This is a genomic window from Ferrovibrio xuzhouensis, from assembly GCF_042648965.1.
Taxonomy (GTDB): Bacteria; Pseudomonadota; Alphaproteobacteria; order Ferrovibrionales; family Ferrovibrionaceae; genus Ferrovibrio; species Ferrovibrio xuzhouensis.
The window spans coordinates 1,148,905-1,165,690 of sequence record NZ_JBHRYJ010000001.1 but is presented as its reverse complement, the minus strand read 5'-3'; the positions used below and the strand labels follow the sequence as shown (position 1 = coordinate 1,165,690).

The following is a 16,786-nucleotide window of genomic DNA, read 5'->3' as shown; positions in this document are numbered from 1 at the left end:
GTGACCATGCCCAAGCCGCAGCCCGGTATCCTCGACATCGCCCCCTACAAGGGCGGCGAAGGCGCCGTCATGGGCGTCGAGCGGGTCTACAAGCTGTCGTCGAACGAAAGCCCGCTGGGCGCCAGCCCGCGCGCGAAGGAAGCCTACCAGAAGCTGGCCGGCGAACTGCACCGCTATCCCGACGGCGCCGCCGATGCCTTGCGCAATGGCATCGCCAAGCATTTCGGCCTGCCGGCTGCCAATATCGTCTGCTCGAACGGCTCGGACGAGATGATCTCGCTGCTCTGCGCCGCCTATTGCGGTCCGGGCGACGAGGTCCTGTATTCGCAGCACGGTTTCCTGATGTATCCGATCGCCGCCATGGCGCGGGGTGCGACTCCGGTCAAGGCGCCGGAGCGGAACTACACCACCGATGTCGATGCCTTGCTGGCGGCGGTGACGCCGAAGACGAAGATCGTCTTCGTCGCCAACCCGAACAATCCGACCGGCAGCTACATCACCGCGGCCGAGCTGCGCCGCCTGCGTGACGGCCTGCCGTCCGGCGTGCTGCTGGTGGTGGATGCGGCCTATGCCGAATATGTCAATCGCAACGACTATTCCAATGGCGCCGAGCTGGTTGCCGAGCGCGATGACACGGTCATGCTGCGCACCTTCTCGAAGATCTATGGTCTCGGCGGCCTGCGGGTCGGCTGGACCTATGCGCCGGAAAACATCGTCGCGGTGATCAGCCGCCTGCGCGGGCCGTTCAACGTCAATGCCGCCGCCCAGGCGGCCGGTCTTGCCGCGCTGGACGACATCGGCTGGCTAGACAAGGCGCGCAGCCATAACGATACCGAACTGCCGCGGGTCAGCGCCGCGCTGCAGGGCCTCGGCCTCGAGGTGTTGCCGTCGGTGGGCAATTTCGTGCTGATCCGCTTTCCCGGCGGCGCGGCGCAAGCCAAGGCCGCCGACGAAGCCCTGCGCAAACGCGGCCTGATCCTGCGCGCCATGGGCGCCTATGGGCTGGGCGAGGCGCTGCGGCTGACCGTCGGCACGGTGGAAGAAAACGATCTGGTGGTCGCCTCGCTTCGCGATTTCCTGAAAGGCTGAGCGGCGTGCCGGCGCAGCAGCCCCTGTTCGAGACGCTGGCGGTGATCGGCATCGGCCTGATCGGCTCGTCGATCGCGCGTGCCGCCCGTGAATACGGCTTGGCGCGGCAGATCGTCGCCGCCGATGCCAGCGAGCCGCATCGCCGGCAGGCGACGGAACTCGGGCTGGCGGATGCCGTGTATGGCGATGCCGCCGAGGCGGTGAAGGATGCCGATCTCGTCATGCTCTGCGTGCCGCTCGGCGCCTATGCCGCGGTGGCCGCGCATATTGGCCCGGCGCTGAAACCTGGCGCCATCGTTTCCGATGTCGGCTCGTGCAAGCAGTCGGTGATCCGCGATGTCAGCCCGCATCTGCCGGCCGGCTGCACTTTCGTGCCGGGCCATCCGGTGGCGGGCACCGAGCATTCCGGTCCGGCGGCCGGCTTCGCCGCGCTGTTCCATGGCCGCTGGTGCATCCTGACGCCGGAACCGGAGACCGAGGCGGCCGCCGTGGAGAAGGTGCGGGCCTTCTGGGCGGCCTGTGGCAGCAAGGTCGAGCAGATGGAACCGCACCACCATGATCTGGTGCTGGCGATCACCAGCCATGTGCCGCATCTGATTGCCTACAATATCGTCGGCACCGCCGACGACCTCGAAACCGTCACCGAATCGGAAGTGATCAAGTATTCCGCCGGCGGCTTCCGCGACTTCACCCGCATCGCCGCCTCCGACCCGACCATGTGGCGCGACGTGTTCCTGAACAACCGGGAAGCGGTGCTCGAGATGCTTGGCCGCTTCACCGAGGACCTGATCGCGCTGCAGCGGGCAATCCGCTGGGGCGAGGGCGACGCGCTATTCGACCTGTTCACCCGCACCCGCACCATCCGCCGCGCCATCATCGATGCCGGCCAGGAAACCAACGCGCCGGATTTTGGTCGCGGCAGCGCGGCTACGGTTGCGCCGGGGCCGGCAGCACCGAAGACAGACTGAACAACGGTACCGGACCGAGGAACAGCTTGCCGTCCTGCGCAGACAGCGGCACGGTCAGATGCGGCTTGCCCTCGCCATCGGGCTGTTCCAGCAGGACGAGCGCCGCCTTGGCGGCGCCGGCTTCCTTGTCGGTCATGCGACCGAGCGCCTGCAGTGCATCGATGCCGTGGGTGGCGCCGTAGATCTGGCCCGACATGGCGCCGAGCGGCCGCATCTGGCGGTCGACGGCCAGGCTGCCGTTGCCCTCGAGCTTCAGCCCGTCCCATTGCAGCCCGATGGTCGAGAGATCAAGGATGCCACCGGACTCGCGCCAGGTGCGCAGCATCTCTTCCGGCGTCTTGCCATACAGCGCGCCGCGCAGGTTGCCGACCAGGGTCAGCGCCGCGACATTGCGGCCCAAAGGCCCGTCGGCTTCCGGCGGCAGCACGCCATTGTCGACCTGCAGCGCGAGGTCGGTGCTCGGCGGCACGTTGCCACCGCGGCGGCCATGCAGCCGCAGTCGCTCGGCCGCCCAGTCCTGCAGGCCGACGGCGAGCTTGGGCTGGCGGATATCGGTATCGAAGCGCTGCCAGGCGCCGGCGGCATCGGTTGCCATGCTGGCGAGAAAACGCGCGCTGGTCAGGATCGCCTGCTGGCGGGCGGCGCCGGCGGCGGGGCGCCAGCCGAGGCGCTGGCTGCCGCCGAGATCGAAGATCACATGCTCCAGCTTCCACAGCTGCAGATGCGCGGTGACGCTGTCGGCCTGCAGGTCCCAGTCGGCGGCCGATTGCGGGTCATGCCAGCGCAGGTTTTCGAAGGTCACCGACAGCCGGTAGGGAAAGCCCCAGAGCCGCATGCGGTCATAGTCGACCTCGCGGCCCTGCGCCCGCTGGCTCTCGATCCAGGCGGTGGCGCGGCCGGCCACCTGGTCGACCAGATGGGCCCACAGGAAGTAATAGGCGATCAGGCCGCCGGCGACGATGCCGCCCAGGATGATGAATCGGTAGCGCATGACGCTGGTATAGCAGGCGGTTTTGCAGCCAGCCACGGCCGGCCCGGGTTGCAGCGGGGGCCGCGTCGGCTTGTCACAGCGGCCGGTTCGGCCGATAGTGGGAAAAACCACACCGCCCGTCAGCTTTGGTCCGCCGCCAACCCCAGTTCGCCAGCCGTATTTTCCATGACCGTTTCTGCGCCCCCCCGGCCGTCGCAGGCCCTGGCCCTGGCCGCCATGCCCGGCCTGTTCGTGCTGTTGTGGTCGACCGGCTTCATCGGCGCCAAGCTCGGCCTGCCCTATGTCGAGCCGATGACCTTCCTGGTGCTGCGCTTCGGCATCGTCACCGTGCTGCTGACCGGCTTTGCCGCGCTGACCCGGGCGCCCTGGCCGCGCGACCTGAAACAGGCCGGCCATATCGCGCTGGCCGGGCTGCTGCTGCAGGCGGCCTATCTCGGCGGCGTCTTCGCCTCGATCTTCCACGGCGTGCCGGCCGGCATCTCGGCGCTGATCGTCGGGATTCAACCGCTTCTGGTCGCCGCCGCCGCCGGCCCGGTGCTGGGCGAGCGGGTCAGTCTGCGGCAATGGGCCGGCCTCGCGCTCGGCCTCGCCGGCGTCGTCGCCGTGGTGTGGAGCAAGCTCGATCTCGGCATCGGCACGCCGCTCGGCTATGCACTGTCGGTTTTCGCCCTGCTCGGCATCACCATCGGCACGCTCTATCAGAAAAAATTCTGTCCTCACATCGACCTGCGCAGCGGCACGGCAATCCAGTTCGCCGCCAGCACGGTGGCGCTGGCACCCTTCGCGCTTCTGTTCGAAAGCCGGCAAATCATCTGGAGCGGCGAGTTTATCTTTGCGCTCGGCTGGCTGTGCATCGTGCTCTCGCTCGGCGCCATCTCGCTGCTGTTCATCCTGATCCGGCGCGGCGCTGCCGCGACGGTCTCCAGCCTGTTCTTCCTGGTGCCGCCCTGCACGGCGCTGGTGGCGTATTTCCTGTTCGGCGAGACGCTCAGCCTGCCGGCGCTGGTCGGCATGGCGGCGACGGTGGCGGGCGTCGCCATCGTCAACCGGGCCGCGAAAGCCTGATGGCGCACGGAAAGCCTAAAGGGGGCAAGCATATTCCCTTCGACCACGAGGAGCCGCTGCCCGGCGAGACGCCACCGCCGTTTCCGCGCGTGAAGCCGGCCAGGGGCGAGCCGCTCTGGGTGTTCGGCTATGGCTCGCTGATGTGGGACCCGGGCTTTCCGCATACCAGCGTGACGGTGGCAAAGCTGTGGGGCCATCATCGCGGCTTCTGCATCTGGTCGCACCGCTATCGCGGCACGCCGGAAAATCCCGGCCTGGTGCTCGGCCTGATGCCGGGCGGCTCGTGCAAGGGCCGGGCCTTTCGCGTGCGCCGTGCCGACGAAGAGGCGGTGATCGACTATCTCTACCGCCGCGAGATGGTCACCGGCGTCTACCGGCCAGGCTTCCACCGGGCGGCAACGCCCGACGGCAAACGGCTGAATGTGCTCGCCTTCGTTGCCGATCCGCACCACAAGCAGTATGCCGGCCATCTCAGCGAGGCGCAGGTGATCGATATCATCGCCCGCAGTCGCGGCCAGCGCGGTCCGAATGCCGACTATCTGGCCAATACCGTGCAGCACCTCGATGCGCTCGGCATCGCCGACGGCCCGCTGCACCGGCTGCTGGCCGAGGTGCGCGGGCGCAGCATGAAGGCATGACGCGCAGGCTTGTCCTGCCCGGCTAGCTTTATTGCTGGACCCCGGGTCAGGCCCGGGGTGACGGGCTTTAAATAGAACGGCTCAATCCCCGGGATCGTCACCCTGGCTAAGCGTAGCACGAGCCGGGGTCCATACGGCATGGCAGCGGCACGGACCGTCGGAGGATTATGCCGATTTCTTCGCTGCCATCGCGCCATATTCGTCGCGCAGTTCGCGCTTGAGAACCTTGCCGATGGCGCTGCGCGGCAGCACTTCGCGGAACTCGACGGCGCTGAGCCGCTGCATCTTGCCGAGCTTTGCATTGGCCCAGCCAAGTAGGTCGGTGGCGCTGACCGCCTTGCCCGGCGCCAGCACCACGAAGGCGACCGGCGTTTCGCCCCAGTCATCGGACGGCACGCCGACCACGGCGACGTCATAGACGGCCGGATGCTCGCGCAGCACGCCTTCGAGGTCGCTTGGGTAGATGTTGAAGCCGCCGGAAATGATCATGTCCTTGCGGCGGTCCATCAGCTGCAGGAAGCCGTCGGCATCGAAGCGGCCCATGTCGCCGGTGCGGATGAAGCGCCGGCCGCTCTCGTCGAACCATTCGGCCTCCGCGGTCTTCTGCGGCTGCTTGTGGTAGTCGGTCATGATGGCGCCCGAGGTGCCGACCACCTCGCCGATCTCGCCGGCGGCGACCTCCTTGCCGTCCTCGCCGATCAGGCGGATGTCATGGCCCGGCGCCGCCTGGCCCACGGTATGCAGCTTGTCGGGGTGGTCGTGGGCGGCAAGGATGCAGGTGCCACCGCCTTCGGTCATGCCGTAGAATTCCAGCAGCTTGCCGGGCCAGCGCTTCAGGATGTCGGCCTTCAGCTCGGCGGCAAACGGTGCGCTGGTGCAGAATTTGGCGCGGAAGGCCGACAGGTCGTAGGTGTCGAAATCCGGATGCGCCATGATGCGGCGATACTGCACCGGCACCAGCATGGTGTGGGTGACGCGGTGCTTCTGCGCCAGTTCCAGGAATGTCCCGACGTCGAATTTCGCCATCAGCACCACGGTGCCGCCGCCGGCCAGGGTCGGGAACAGGCTGACCAGGGTGGTGTTGGAATACAGCGGCGTCGACAGCAGCGTGACGGCGTCGCGGTCATAGCCATAGGCCACCGCGCGCTGCATGTGCAGCCAGCGCATGCCGTGCGGCTGCACGATGCCCTTGGGCGTGCCCGTCGTGCCCGAGGAATAGATAATGTTGAACGGCATCTCCGGCGTTACCGGCGCCGGCGCGGGCCGCGCGCCTTCGGGCGCCAGCCAGGCCTCGAATTCCGGCGTATCGAAGCGGATGCGTCTGGCCGGCAGCCGGTCGGCGACATCGGCCAGCGCCGCGGCATTGGGTGCGTCCCAGAACAGGTGGCCGGCATCGGAATCCTGCGCCATCACCGCGATCTGCTCCGGCGTCGCCGAGGGCGGCAGCGGGGCGACGGCAAGGCCGGCCCGCAGGGCGCCAGCAAACACCGTGACATAGTCGACGCAGGAATAGCTGACCACGGCGATGCTGTGCAGCTTTTTGCCGTCCTGGGCCCCGTCGCGCTGCAGGGCGGCGGCGACGCGGTCGACGCGGGTATTCAGCTCGGCATAGGTCAGCCTGTCGCTGCCCTCGATCACGGCCGGGTGGTCCGGCCGCTCGGCGGCATGGGCGGCCAGCATCTCCGACAGGGTGCCGAAATCCTCGCGCGCCAGCAGGGCGTCCACGGTGGCGGTGGTCGCTTCGACGGTCATGCTTCGAACTCCACTCCGATGATGGCGCTTAAGTCAGCCAGCGCCTTGTCCGGGTCTTCCACCTTGATGGTACGCATGCCCATGGCGGCGGCGGGTTTCAGGTTGATGCCGAGGTCGTCGAGGAAGACGGCTTCGGCCGGCGCGATCTCCAGCAGGTCGCAGGCGCGGCGGTAGAAATCCGGCTCCGGCTTGCGGATGCCGACCTTGCTCGATTCCACCACATGGTCGAACAGCGCCATCACCTCGGCGACGGCGGCGGCTTTCTCGGCCGAGACCGCCATGCCCGGGCCATGGCCGAGCGGCATGTTGTTGGTCAGGCAGGCGACCTTGAACGCCTGCGCCTTCACCTTGCGCAGGGCTGCGACCATGCGCGGCCGCACCTCGCCGGAGATCAGCGGCAGGATGTCGCGGCCATGCACGTCCTGGCCGAGCGCGCGGGCCTCGACCTGGAACAGCGCGCCGAAGGCGAGTGCGTCGACCTCGCCGCGCTCGAAGCGCGCCCAGGCATTGGTATGGGGATTGGTGGCATTGACCTTGCGCAGGAAGTCACGCGGCAGGCCGCGGCTGTCCTCGAAGCGGCGGAAGGCCTCGAACGGGCTGGTGAGAATCACCCCGCCGAAATCCCACAGGACGGCCTTGATTTTCAAAGCTTCAACCAATGGATTTTTCCAGTTGCGACAAGGCTACCAAATGCGACTCCCAGAATTACGCCCAGAACAATTGTCGCTGGATGTGGGAGTATTGCTATTGGAGTGGCTCCTATTGCTAAGCCACCGTAAACGGCAACCCACCAGCGCAACAAAGTAAAACCGTCGCGTATGGACTTGGTGGCTAGGGCGCCTATCACCCATATCCAACCGAATATCCAGATCAAGCCGCAAATAAAAGCGGCAGTTTTTTGATGGCTGTAACCAAAGGCTGGGACGACGAAGTTCATCATCAGTCCACCAAGACCGATGTATATAAACATGCCAGCAATGATCACTGGTGTCGGCATTGTGACTTCGCGCGGTGCGTTTCCCTAAGGGAAGCGCTTTACGCGAACGGCAGGCGCTTCCTTATCCGCACTTACTATAGCCGCAGGAGGTGCAGGTGTCGCAACCCTCGGATTTGATCAAACCGGGCTGGCCGCATTTCGGGCATTGCCGCAGGCCGGACAGCGGCTTCGGCGTCTCGGCGTTGGCGGCCAGGGCGAGGACCGCCTTTTCCTCGCGCTGCTCGTGCGGGTCGGCCATGAAGCCGATCTCGATCAGGTGGCGCTCGATCACCTCGCCGATGGCGGCCAGCAGCGACGGGACATAGCGGCCGCCCATCCAGTGGCCGCCGCGCGGATCGAACACCGCCTTCAGCTCCTCGACCACGAAGGTGACGTCGCCGCCGCGGCGGAACACCGCCGACATCATCCGGGTCAGCGCCACGGTCCAGGCGTAATGCTCGGTGTTCTTCGAATTGATGAACACCTCGAAGGGGCGGATGCGGCCGTCCTGCACGATGTCGTTCAGCGTGATGTACATCGCGTGTTCGGAGTCCGGCCAGGTGATCTTGTAGGTGCGGCCGGGCAGGGCCTCCGGGCGGTCGAGCGGCTTGGTCATGTAGACGACGCCGCCGGCCGAGAGCTGGCCGGCCGCGAGCGGATCGCGCGACTTCACCACGGTTTCGGCCGGCCGGGTGGCGGAGACCAGCGGCAGCTCGGCCTGGCCCTCGGCCGCGGCGGCCTTCTTCCTGTCGTCCTTCTTCACCGTGAGGACCGATCCGGTGATGTCGTTCGGTCGGTAGGTGGTGCAGCCCTTGCAGCCGGTCTCATAGGCCATCAGGTAGATGTCTTTGAAACTGTCAAAATCGATCTCTTCCGGCACGTTGATGGTCTTGGAGATCGAGCTGTCGATGTATTTCTGCACCGCGGCCTGCACCCGCACGTGGTCGGCGGGCGACAGGCTCTGCGCGTCGACGAAGGCCTCGGTCAGCGGCGCATTGTCGCCCTTCATCTGGCGATAGAGGCGATAGGCGTAGTCGCTGACTTCCTCGTCACGGCGGCTGCCGTCGGGCATCAGCACGGTGCGGGTATAGGTGAAGCTGAACACCGGCTCGAGGCCGGACGAGATATTGTCGGCCAGCAGCGAGATGGTGCCGGTCGGCGCGATCGAGGTCAGCAGCGCGTTGTGGATGCCGTGCTCGGCGATGGCGGCGCGCACGTCCGCGTCAAGCTCGCGGATGCTTTCGCCGGCGAGATAAGCCTCGCGGTCGAACAGCGGAAAGGCGCCTTTTTCCTTCGCCAGTTCGACCGAGGCGAGATAGGCGGCGCGCTGCAGCCGCTTCATCCAGGTCTCGATCAGCGTGACCGACTGCGCCGAGCCATAGCGGGCGCCGACCATGATCAGCGCATCGGCCAGCCCGGTGACGCCCAGCCCGATGCGGCGCTTGGCCTTCGCTTCCGCCTGCTGCTGCGGCAGCGGGAAGTTCGAGGCATCGATGGTGTTGTCCATCATGCGGATCGCAGTGCGCACCAGGCCGTCGAGCGCGTCGAGGTCGAGCGCGGCATCGGCCGCGAAGGGCCGCTGCACCAGCCGGGCGAGGTTGATCGAGCCGAGCAGGCAGGCGCCATAGGGCGGCAAGGGCTGTTCGCCGCAGGGATTGGTGGCGGCGATGCTCTCGCAGTAATGCAGGTTGTTGCGATTGTTGATGCGGTCGATAAAGATCACGCCGGGCTCGGCATAGGCATAGGTCGCCCGCATGATCTTGTCCCACAGCTCGCGGGCCTGCACGGTGCGATAGGCCGTGCCGTTGAACGTCAGCTCCCAGGGCAGGTTCTGCTTCACGGCAGCCATGAAGGCATCGGTGACCAGCACCGACAGATTGAACATGCGCAAGCGCCCGGCCTCGCGCTTGGCCTCGATGAAGGCCTCGATATCCGGATGGTCACAGCGCAAGGTCGCCATCATGGCGCCGCGCCGGCTGCCCGCCGACATGATGGTGCGGCACATGGCGTCCCACACGTCCATGAAGGACAGCGGCCCCGAGGCGTCGGCGCCGACGCCCTTCACCGGCGCGCCGCGCGGGCGCAGCGTCGAGAAGTCGTAACCGATGCCGCCGCCCTGCTGCATGGTCAGGGCGGCTTCCTTCAGATGCTCGAAGATGCCGCCCATGTCGTCGGGGATGGCGCCCATGACGAAGCAGTTGAACAGCGTGACCTTGCGGTCGGTGCCGGCGCCGGCGACGATGCGGCCCGCCGGCAGGAAGCGGAAATCCTCCAGCGCCGCGGCGAACGGGGCTTCCCAGGCGGCCGGATCGGCCTCCGGTTGCGCCAATGCACGGGCGATGCGCCGCCAGGTATCCGGGATCGACTGGTCGACCGGGGTGCCGTCGGGGCCCTTCAGGCGGTATTTCATGTCCCAGATCTGCTGGGAAATCGGTGCAATCGGCGACATCGGAAAATCCTGGACCGGCCTGAGAAATAACAATCTGGAGACGCCAACGGCGGCCCCGTCCGGGCGCCGCCGCAGCAGGCTGACTCTAGCGTCCGAAGGGGCAGAGTCCAGCATAATGTTCCCAATCTGTTTCTACAGATTGATCCCGAGCGGAAGGCGTCTCAATATCTTGTATTGTCTTGGAAATTTCAGTTTTGCACGTTATCCCGATACTCGTCGGGCTAAATCGGCGCAGAGTTATCCCGAGGTATCCACAGATTTGTCGGCATCGGATGTCCTGCGCTCCAGCAGGGCAATCAGGGCTTCGCCGGCGGCAAGAATATGCTGGGACAGCAGCTGCGTTGCCTGTTCGGTATCCCGACGGCTGACGGATTCCAGGATCGCCACATGCTCATGGTCGGATCTGGGCTGCCAGCCGGCGGTCTGCCAAGTTGCCAGCAGAAAGCGGCTGCTGGCTGCATGCAGGTCATCGATGCTCGATAGCAGGCGTGGCATGCCACAAGGCACCAGCAGGGCGCGGTGAAACCGGCGGTTTGAGGCCTCCAAGGCAACTATATCGGCGGCTGTGGTGCTGTCCAGCAGCGCTTGGTGGGCGGCGGCGAGGGATTCCGCTGTCATGCGCTGGACGGCGTGACGCAGGGCCAGGACTTCCAGGGCCGCGCGCATTTCCGTCACTTCGCGGACGGCCAAAGGATCCAGCCGGGCAACCCGCACGCCCCGGCGCGGTTCGCTGATCACGAGGCCCTGCGCCTCCAGCCGACGAAACGCCTCGCGCACCGGGACATGGCTGGCGCCGAATTCGGCCGCGATATGGTCCTGTCGCAGGCGCTCTCCAGGGGGGAGGGCGCCGGCAATGATGCGGTCGGCCAGGATGCGGGTGATCCTGCTGGTTACGGTCCCGCCTGAATCTTCGGAAAGGTCTTGCACTGGTCCGCCATGATCGATTTATTATAGATTATAGATAATCTATAATAAGGAAGAAAGCATGACGATACCGCGCCACCGGCCCGCCCGCCTCGAACATATAGCCGGGATCGGGGTCGACCGCATGGGCTCCCTCGCCGATGCCGGCGGCCGAGATTACCTCCGGCTGGAAAATCTCGATGTCGACATTCCGCCCGATCCCGAGGCCATTGAACGGACCCGGGCCGCCGCCAGCTGCGATGCCGACAACAGCTATCTGCCCTTCATCGGCCAGCAGGGCCTGCGCGACACCGCCGTCGCCCATGTCGGGCGGATGTCAGGCCTGCCCTATACCGGCGAGCGGAACTGCGTCATCTCCGCTGGCGGTCTGTCCGGCATCCTCAATGTGTTGCTGGCGACCGTCGAGACGGGTGACGAGGTGATCGTCACCGACCCGACCTATGCCGGGCTGATCAACCGGATACGGCTGGCCGGTGGTATTCCGCGTTTCGTGCCGTTCCGCTTTGAGCCGGGGGGCGAATGGAAGCTGGATCGTGCCGCGCTGGAACAGGCTGTCGGGCCGAAGGTGCGCGCGATGCTGCTGATGTCGCCGTCGATGCCATCGGGCGGCGTGCTCGACGAGGGCGACTGGATGCGAGTGGCCGAGCTTTGCGTGCAGCACGATCTGCTGCTGATCGTCGACAGCGCCATGGAACGCCTGCTGTTCGACGGTCGCGCTGTGCGGCATCCGGCCGGCCTGCCGGGCATGGCCGAGCGCACGGTCACCGTCGGTTCGGCAGCCAAGGAGCTGCGCATGATCGGCTGGCGTGTCGGCTGGGTCGTGGCGCCGGAGCATCTGATGCCGGATATCGTCGCCGTATCCCTGGCCAATGTCGTGGTTCCGGTTGGCATTGGCCAGGATGCCGCGGCGATCGCATTGCGCCGGTCCTATGACACGCTACCAGCCTATGTGGCGGAACTGCAGGCCCGGCGCGACCTGATGCTGCGGGAACTGGATGGCCTGCCGGTTGGCGTGCCGGCAGGCGGCTGGTCCATGCTGCTGCGCGTGTCGGATTTCGGCCTCGACGGCGAGACGATGTCGTCGCAACTGCTGGAGCAGGGGGTCTGTGCCACATCGATGAAGGGCTGGGGCGAAACCCATGGCGCGCAGTTTATCCGTTTTGTCTTTGCCAATGAGCCGGTGGCGCGTCTCGCCGGCATCGGGCGACGCGTACGCACTGCATTGGCGGGAGTGGGGGCATGAGCATGGCTGCATGGCGCGAGCGGCATTCTGCACTGCAAGACCTGCCCGTCTGTGACGGACTGCTGCCATGGACCTCGGCCTTTCTACCGCCGGGGGCCGATCTGCCCGCGATGCTGCGCCGTTACCGGCAGGCCGGTATCGACCATGTATCGCTGACGGCCGCCGCGGGGCGCGATGACACGGCAACCGCGCTGTCGCGACTGGGCTGGTTCCGTCGTATCCTGCAGCCGCATGGCGACTGGGTATCCATAGCCGACGGCCGCCATGGCATCGAGGCGGCACGGGCGGGTGGGCAGATGTCGGTGTCCTTCCATTTTCAGACCGCTACGCCGCTGCTCGACGACCTTGAATATGTCGATGCCTTCCGCGCCGCCGGGGTCTGGCGCACCATATTGGCCTACAACGAGGCCAATACTGCCGGCGATGGCTGTCATGAACCGCGCAATGCTGGCCTGTCCGCCTTTGGCCGCCGCTTGATCGCACGCATGGATGCGGCCGGCATGGGAGTGGATCTCAGTCATTGCGGAGAACGCACCAGCCTTGAAGCCATCGAGGCCACTGCTGGCGTTCCGGTCTTTTCCCATTCGAATGCTCGCGCGCTGTTCGATCACGAGCGCAACATCACTGATGTGCAGATCAGGGCCTGTGCGGCGCGCGGCGGTTATGTCGGCATCAGCGGCGTCGGCTTCTTCCTTGGCGCCGATGGCGACGGCCTGCCGGCGGCTGTGGCGCGCAATGTTGCCTATATCGCCGATCTAGTCGGACCGCAGCATGTCGGTCTCGGTCTCGATGTGATGTACTTGGAAGGTAGCGATTATGGTTTTTTCCACGGCAGTCGCGAGCGCTGGCCGCGCGGCTACCCGAATCCGCCCTGGAGTTTTCTGCAGCCCGAACAGTTCGATGCTTTGGTTGAGGCAATTATCGGGCATGGCTTCAGCAAGGCCGAGATTGCCGGCATTCTTGGTGGCAACCTGCTTCGCTGCATGCCGCGCTGACGGGGTGGGTTATGACAGCTTCGCCCTTGTCTCCGCCTCGAGCTGCGCCGTCGCCGTCTCGATGCGGGTCTCCAGTTCGTGCATGAATTCCTCGCGGTCGAGGCCGGGCGGGATGGCGGGCAGGTAGCGCAGCACGATGGTGCCGGGCCGCCGGCGCAGGCCGTATTTCGGCCAGAAGAATCCCGAATTCACCGCCGCCGGCACCACCGGCAGCTTGAGGTCGCGATAGAGCGCGGCGACGCCCGACTGGTAGGGCAGCACCTCGCCGGGCAGGGTGCGGGTGCCCTGCGGGAAGATTACCAGCTTGCGGCCCTCGGCCACCGCGACGCGGGCGTCTTTCAGCATCTGTTTCAGCGCCCTGGCGCCGCCGTCGCGGTCGACCGCGATCATGCCTTGGGCGCGGGTCAGCCAGCCGTAGATCGGAATGCGCTGCAGCTCCTGTTTCATCACCACGGCGGGCCGGGCGAACAGATGGAAGATGATGGTGGTGTCCCACAGCGACTGGTGCTTGGCGGCGATCAGCACCGGGCCGTCCGGGATATGCTCGCGGCCCTCGACGCGGAAGTCGATGCCGACGATCCAGCGCAGCAGCCGGTTGATGCAGCGCGACCACAGGGCGTTGATGGCGAAGACCTGGTCGCGGTCGCCGCGCATCAGCGGGATCAGGCTGTACAGCGCCAGCAGGGTGCTGAAGCCGAGGAAGACGACCTGGAAGACGAGCGAGCGCAGCATCATCATGACGCGGAGGCCTTGCCGGGCTGGGGCTGCGGCTGCGGCGGCGCGGCGGGCTGTGCCGGGGCGGCGGCGCCGGTCTCGCCGAGTGCCGCGGCGATGGCGGCATCGAGGCGGGCGCGGATCAGGGCGATGGCGTATTTGCTGTATTCGCCGAGCAGGAAGCCGGCGGCCTGGCGGCGCTGCCACCAGCCTTCGACCCGCATGCTGTCGGGCAGCACCGGGTGCGGCACGATGGTGATGCCGGGCAGGCGGCGGCTGAATTCCACCAGGCTGCGCGGCATGTGGTAGTTGGCGGTGACCAGCCGGATCGACTTGTAGCCATGGGCATTCAGCCAGCCGGCGGTCTCGAGCGCATTGCCGGCGGTATCGGCGGCCTCGAAACCGAGATCGACGCAGCATTCGAACAGCAGTTGCAGGTCGATGCCCTGCCAGTTCGCGGCGGCCTGGGCGGCGTCGGGCATGCTCGGCAGCACCGCCTGCAGCAGCGATGCCTTGGTCACCGTCGGGCCGACCCCCGACACCAGCAGGCGTTCGGCCTTCTGCTCGTTCAGCAGCCGGAGCGCGGTGGCCAGCCTGGCCGTGCCGCCGGTCAGCACCACGATGGCATCGGTGCGCTGGTCGCCGGGCTGCGGCAGATGCTCGATCTGGTCGATATAGACCAGCGCACCGCCGAGCCACAGCAGGGCCAGGGCGGCGAGGGCGGCGAGCCAGCGTTTCAGCCGGCGGCCCGGCGGGGCAGCGGTCGTCTTTGCCATCAGGCCTCCGCCGTGGCCTGGAAGCCGGCAAGCAGCCGCTCGACCGCATCAGGCAGCGACTCGGCGATGGTGACCGGCTGGACGTCGGGCGGCAGGCCGGCCGCCTGGGTCTTCATGCCCTTGCCGGTGCGCACCAGGATGCGGCGGCAGCCGGCCGTGGTGCCGGCCTGCAGGTCGACCAGGGAATCGCCGATGAACACGGTGTCGGCCGGTGCGACGCGGAAGTGTGCCATCGCCTCGCGCAGCATGCCGGCGCCGGGCTTGCGCCGCTCGGTCGGCGCCCAGGGCGGATCGGGCGCGAAATAGATCTCATCGATGCGGCCGCCGCCGTCGCGGGCCAGCCGCTCGCGCAGGTGGCGGTGGATCAGCGCCAGCATGGCCTCATCGATGATGCCCTTGCCGATGCAGGACTGGTTGGTGCAGATCGCCACCGGCCAGCCCATGGCGTTCAGCCGCGCCACTGCGGGCCCGACGCCGGGCAGCAGGATCAGTTCGTCCGGCGACTTCACGTAGTCGTCGGGATAGTCCCGGTTGAGGACGCCGTCGCGGTCGAGCAGGATCAGCATGGCAGGCTTGCAGGTCTCCGCGTTCGTCCTACAGCATGGCGCGGAGCGCGCCAAGTACCGTGCGCCGCGCGGTGAGGATGGCGAGGCCGGCTGCGGCCAGCGGCAGCACCAGCAGGGCCAGCCAGTGCCACCAGGCCAGCGCCAGGCCGGGCAGCATGCCGGTGCCGACGCGGGCGGCGAGCAGCTGGATGCCGACCAGGATCAGCAGGGCGGCGGCGGTCCCGGCAATGCCGCCGCGCACCGCCTGGGCCGCTACATGGCGCTGGAACTGCCGGGCGATATAGCCGTCCTCGGCGCCCATCAGATGCAGCAGCTCGATGGTGTCGCGCCGCGCGGCCAGGCCGGCGCGGGTGGCGAAAATCACCAGGGCTGCGGCGGCCAGCCCGACCAGCAGCACGATGCCGCCGCCGAGCGACTGCAGCAGGCGGCCGAGCTGCACCAGCCGCTCCAGCCACGGTTTCGGGTCGTCGACCCGGGCGCCCGGCACCGCGGCCTGCAGCCGCGCGGCCAGCGCATTGACCGACAGCGCGCTGCCCTCGTCGAGGGTGACGTCGATCAGCCCGGGCAAAGGCAGCCCGGCCTGCAGCGCCTCGGCGCCGAGCCAGGGTTCCAGCAGGGCCTCGACGGCCTTCTGCGGCATGGCGATGGCCGAGCGCACACCGGGGATCGTCTCCAGCGTGGCGATCGCTTTCGCCACGCGCGGCGCCATCGGCTGGTTGGGCCGGTCGGCGATCTGCACGGTCAGCTTGGCGGAGACGCCGCGGCGCCAGCCATCGATGCTGCCGTCCAGCGCCAGCGCGCCGGCCAGCGCCAGCGCCGCGAGGAACACCATCACCGCCAGCGCCCAGGGCAGGAAGCGGTTGCCGCTGTCGGCATGCAGCTGCAGGTCCGACGCCGGCCGCGGCCGCGTGGGAGATTTCTGCGCACTCATGCCGCGCCGCCTTTCTCTGCAGCGGGCCTTTCGATGACGAGCTGGCCGTCGCGCAGGCGCATCACCGGAAAGCGGAAGCGCTGCAGCAGATGGGTGTCGTGGGTCGCCAGCACGATGGCGGTGCCGAGCTTGTTCAGCTCGACGAACAGATACATCAGGCGCTGGGCCATCTCGGGGTCGACGTTGCCGGTCGGCTCGTCCGCCAGCAGCAGGCTGGGCCTGGCAATAACAGCGCGCGCGATGGCGACGCGCTGCTTCTCGCCGCCCGATAGTGTGGCCGGGCGCGCGTCGAGGCGGTCGCCGAGGCCGACCCAGGTCAGCAGCTCGATGACGTGGTCGCGGGTGCGCTGGGCATCGGCGCCGGCGATGCGCAACGGCAGGGCGACATTGTCGAGTGCGGTCAGGTGGTCGAGCAGGCGGAAATCCTGGAACACCACGCCGATGCGCCGGCGCAGCATCGGCAGGGCCGACCGGCTGGCGGTCGAGACGTCCTGGCCGAACATGCTGATCAGGCCGCGACTCGGGCGGTGCGCCAGATACAGCAGTTTCAGCAGCGAGGTCTTGCCCGCGCCGCTCGGCCCGGCCAGGAAATGGAACGACCCCGGCGCCAGCTCGAAACTGACGTCGCGCAGCACCTCCGGCCCGGGGCCGTACCGCATGCCGACGTTCTGGAAACGCACCAAGCCGATTCTCCCAATGCCTTGCGCGC

Annotated in this window: 17 protein-coding genes; 6 read left to right on the top strand and 11 right to left on the bottom strand. The window is 67.3% G+C overall.

Annotation, left to right across the window (positions count from 1 at the left end):
* Both hisC and ACFOOQ_RS05740 read left to right on the top strand, forming a co-directional pair.
* Window positions 1-1,089 carry a histidinol-phosphate transaminase gene (gene hisC / locus ACFOOQ_RS05745; protein WP_379722832.1) on the top strand — a complete coding sequence of 363 codons (1,089 nt, stop codon included), beginning with the start codon at window positions 1-3 and terminating at the stop codon, window positions 1,087-1,089.
* Window positions 1,090-1,094: 5 nt separating this feature from the next.
* Complete coding sequence (locus ACFOOQ_RS05740; protein ID WP_379722829.1) at window positions 1,095-2,057, top strand: prephenate/arogenate dehydrogenase family protein; 963 nt, start codon at window positions 1,095-1,097, stop codon at window positions 2,055-2,057.
* On the opposite strand, the gene ACFOOQ_RS05735 is transcribed toward ACFOOQ_RS05740, so the two are convergent.
* Window positions 2,017-3,084, bottom strand: a complete 1,068-nt coding sequence (locus ACFOOQ_RS05735) for a DUF2125 domain-containing protein (protein WP_379722826.1) — start codon at window positions 3,082-3,084, stop codon at window positions 2,017-2,019. The genes ACFOOQ_RS05740 and ACFOOQ_RS05735 overlap by 41 nt on opposite strands.
* A gap of 129 nt (window positions 3,085-3,213) precedes the next feature.
* Between ACFOOQ_RS05735 and ACFOOQ_RS05730 the strand changes: the two genes are divergently transcribed.
* Window positions 3,214-4,113: a DMT family transporter gene (locus ACFOOQ_RS05730; RefSeq protein WP_379722824.1), complete on the top strand. Its 900-nt coding sequence runs from the start codon at window positions 3,214-3,216 to the stop codon at window positions 4,111-4,113.
* On the top strand, window positions 4,113-4,751 hold the full coding sequence (locus tag ACFOOQ_RS05725) for a gamma-glutamylcyclotransferase (RefSeq protein WP_379722821.1): 639 nt from the start codon (window positions 4,113-4,115) through the stop codon (window positions 4,749-4,751). The genes ACFOOQ_RS05730 and ACFOOQ_RS05725 overlap by 1 nt, the downstream gene beginning before the upstream one ends.
* A gap of 165 nt (window positions 4,752-4,916) precedes the next feature.
* Here the strand turns inward: ACFOOQ_RS05725 and ACFOOQ_RS05720 are convergent, their stop codons facing one another.
* The 5 genes from ACFOOQ_RS05720 to ACFOOQ_RS05700 form a co-directional block, all read right to left on the bottom strand.
* Window positions 4,917-6,503, bottom strand: a complete 1,587-nt coding sequence (locus tag ACFOOQ_RS05720) for a class I adenylate-forming enzyme family protein (RefSeq protein ID WP_379722818.1) — start codon at window positions 6,501-6,503, stop codon at window positions 4,917-4,919.
* A complete protein-coding gene (locus ACFOOQ_RS05715) occupies window positions 6,500-7,162 on the bottom strand; it encodes an HAD-IA family hydrolase (protein ID WP_379722815.1) in 663 nt (220 codons plus the stop codon). Before ACFOOQ_RS05715 ends, ACFOOQ_RS05720 begins: the two co-directional genes overlap by 4 nt.
* Entirely contained in the window at window positions 7,147-7,500 is a 354-nt protein-coding gene (locus ACFOOQ_RS05710; protein WP_379722812.1) for a hypothetical protein, read from the bottom strand. The genes ACFOOQ_RS05715 and ACFOOQ_RS05710 overlap by 16 nt, the downstream gene beginning before the upstream one ends.
* Window positions 7,501-7,561: 61 nt before the next feature.
* On the bottom strand, window positions 7,562-9,928 hold the full coding sequence (locus ACFOOQ_RS05705; RefSeq protein WP_379722809.1) for an adenosylcobalamin-dependent ribonucleoside-diphosphate reductase: 2,367 nt from the start codon (window positions 9,926-9,928) through the stop codon (window positions 7,562-7,564).
* A gap of 237 nt (window positions 9,929-10,165) precedes the next feature.
* The gene (locus tag ACFOOQ_RS05700) at window positions 10,166-10,855 is read right to left on the bottom strand and encodes a GntR family transcriptional regulator (protein ID WP_379722806.1); all 690 of its coding nucleotides are present in this window, start codon (window positions 10,853-10,855) and stop codon (window positions 10,166-10,168) included.
* Window positions 10,856-10,913: 58 nt separating this feature from the next.
* On the opposite strand from ACFOOQ_RS05700, the gene ACFOOQ_RS05695 reads away from it, so the two are divergent.
* Entirely contained in the window at window positions 10,914-12,095 is a 1,182-nt protein-coding gene (locus tag ACFOOQ_RS05695; protein WP_379722803.1) for a pyridoxal phosphate-dependent aminotransferase, read from the top strand.
* Entirely contained in the window at window positions 12,092-13,090 is a 999-nt protein-coding gene (locus tag ACFOOQ_RS05690; RefSeq protein ID WP_379722800.1) for a dipeptidase, read from the top strand. Before ACFOOQ_RS05695 ends, ACFOOQ_RS05690 begins: the two co-directional genes overlap by 4 nt.
* A gap of 9 nt (window positions 13,091-13,099) precedes the next feature.
* On the opposite strand, the gene ACFOOQ_RS05685 is transcribed toward ACFOOQ_RS05690, so the two are convergent.
* Genes ACFOOQ_RS05685 through ftsE form a run of 5 tightly spaced genes read right to left on the bottom strand, consistent with a single transcriptional unit; the run spans window position 13,100 to window position 16,757 of the window.
* Window positions 13,100-13,828, bottom strand: coding sequence for a lysophospholipid acyltransferase family protein (locus ACFOOQ_RS05685; protein WP_379722798.1), 729 nt, complete (start codon window positions 13,826-13,828; stop codon window positions 13,100-13,102).
* A complete protein-coding gene (locus tag ACFOOQ_RS05680) occupies window positions 13,825-14,580 on the bottom strand; it encodes a YdcF family protein (RefSeq protein WP_379722795.1) in 756 nt (251 codons plus the stop codon). Before ACFOOQ_RS05680 ends, ACFOOQ_RS05685 begins: the two co-directional genes overlap by 4 nt.
* Window positions 14,580-15,146: a D-glycero-alpha-D-manno-heptose-1,7-bisphosphate 7-phosphatase gene (locus ACFOOQ_RS05675; RefSeq protein ID WP_379722792.1), complete on the bottom strand. Its 567-nt coding sequence runs from the start codon at window positions 15,144-15,146 to the stop codon at window positions 14,580-14,582. The genes ACFOOQ_RS05680 and ACFOOQ_RS05675 overlap by 1 nt, the downstream gene beginning before the upstream one ends.
* Before the next feature lie 28 nt (window positions 15,147-15,174).
* Window positions 15,175-16,077 (bottom strand): cell division protein FtsX, encoded by a 903-nt coding sequence (locus tag ACFOOQ_RS05670; protein WP_379722789.1) that lies wholly within the window; start codon window positions 16,075-16,077, stop codon window positions 15,175-15,177.
* Window positions 16,074-16,757: a cell division ATP-binding protein FtsE gene (gene ftsE, locus ACFOOQ_RS05665; protein WP_379725348.1), complete on the bottom strand. Its 684-nt coding sequence runs from the start codon at window positions 16,755-16,757 to the stop codon at window positions 16,074-16,076. The genes ACFOOQ_RS05670 and ftsE overlap by 4 nt, the downstream gene beginning before the upstream one ends.
* Window positions 16,758-16,786: the final 29 nt, after the last annotated feature.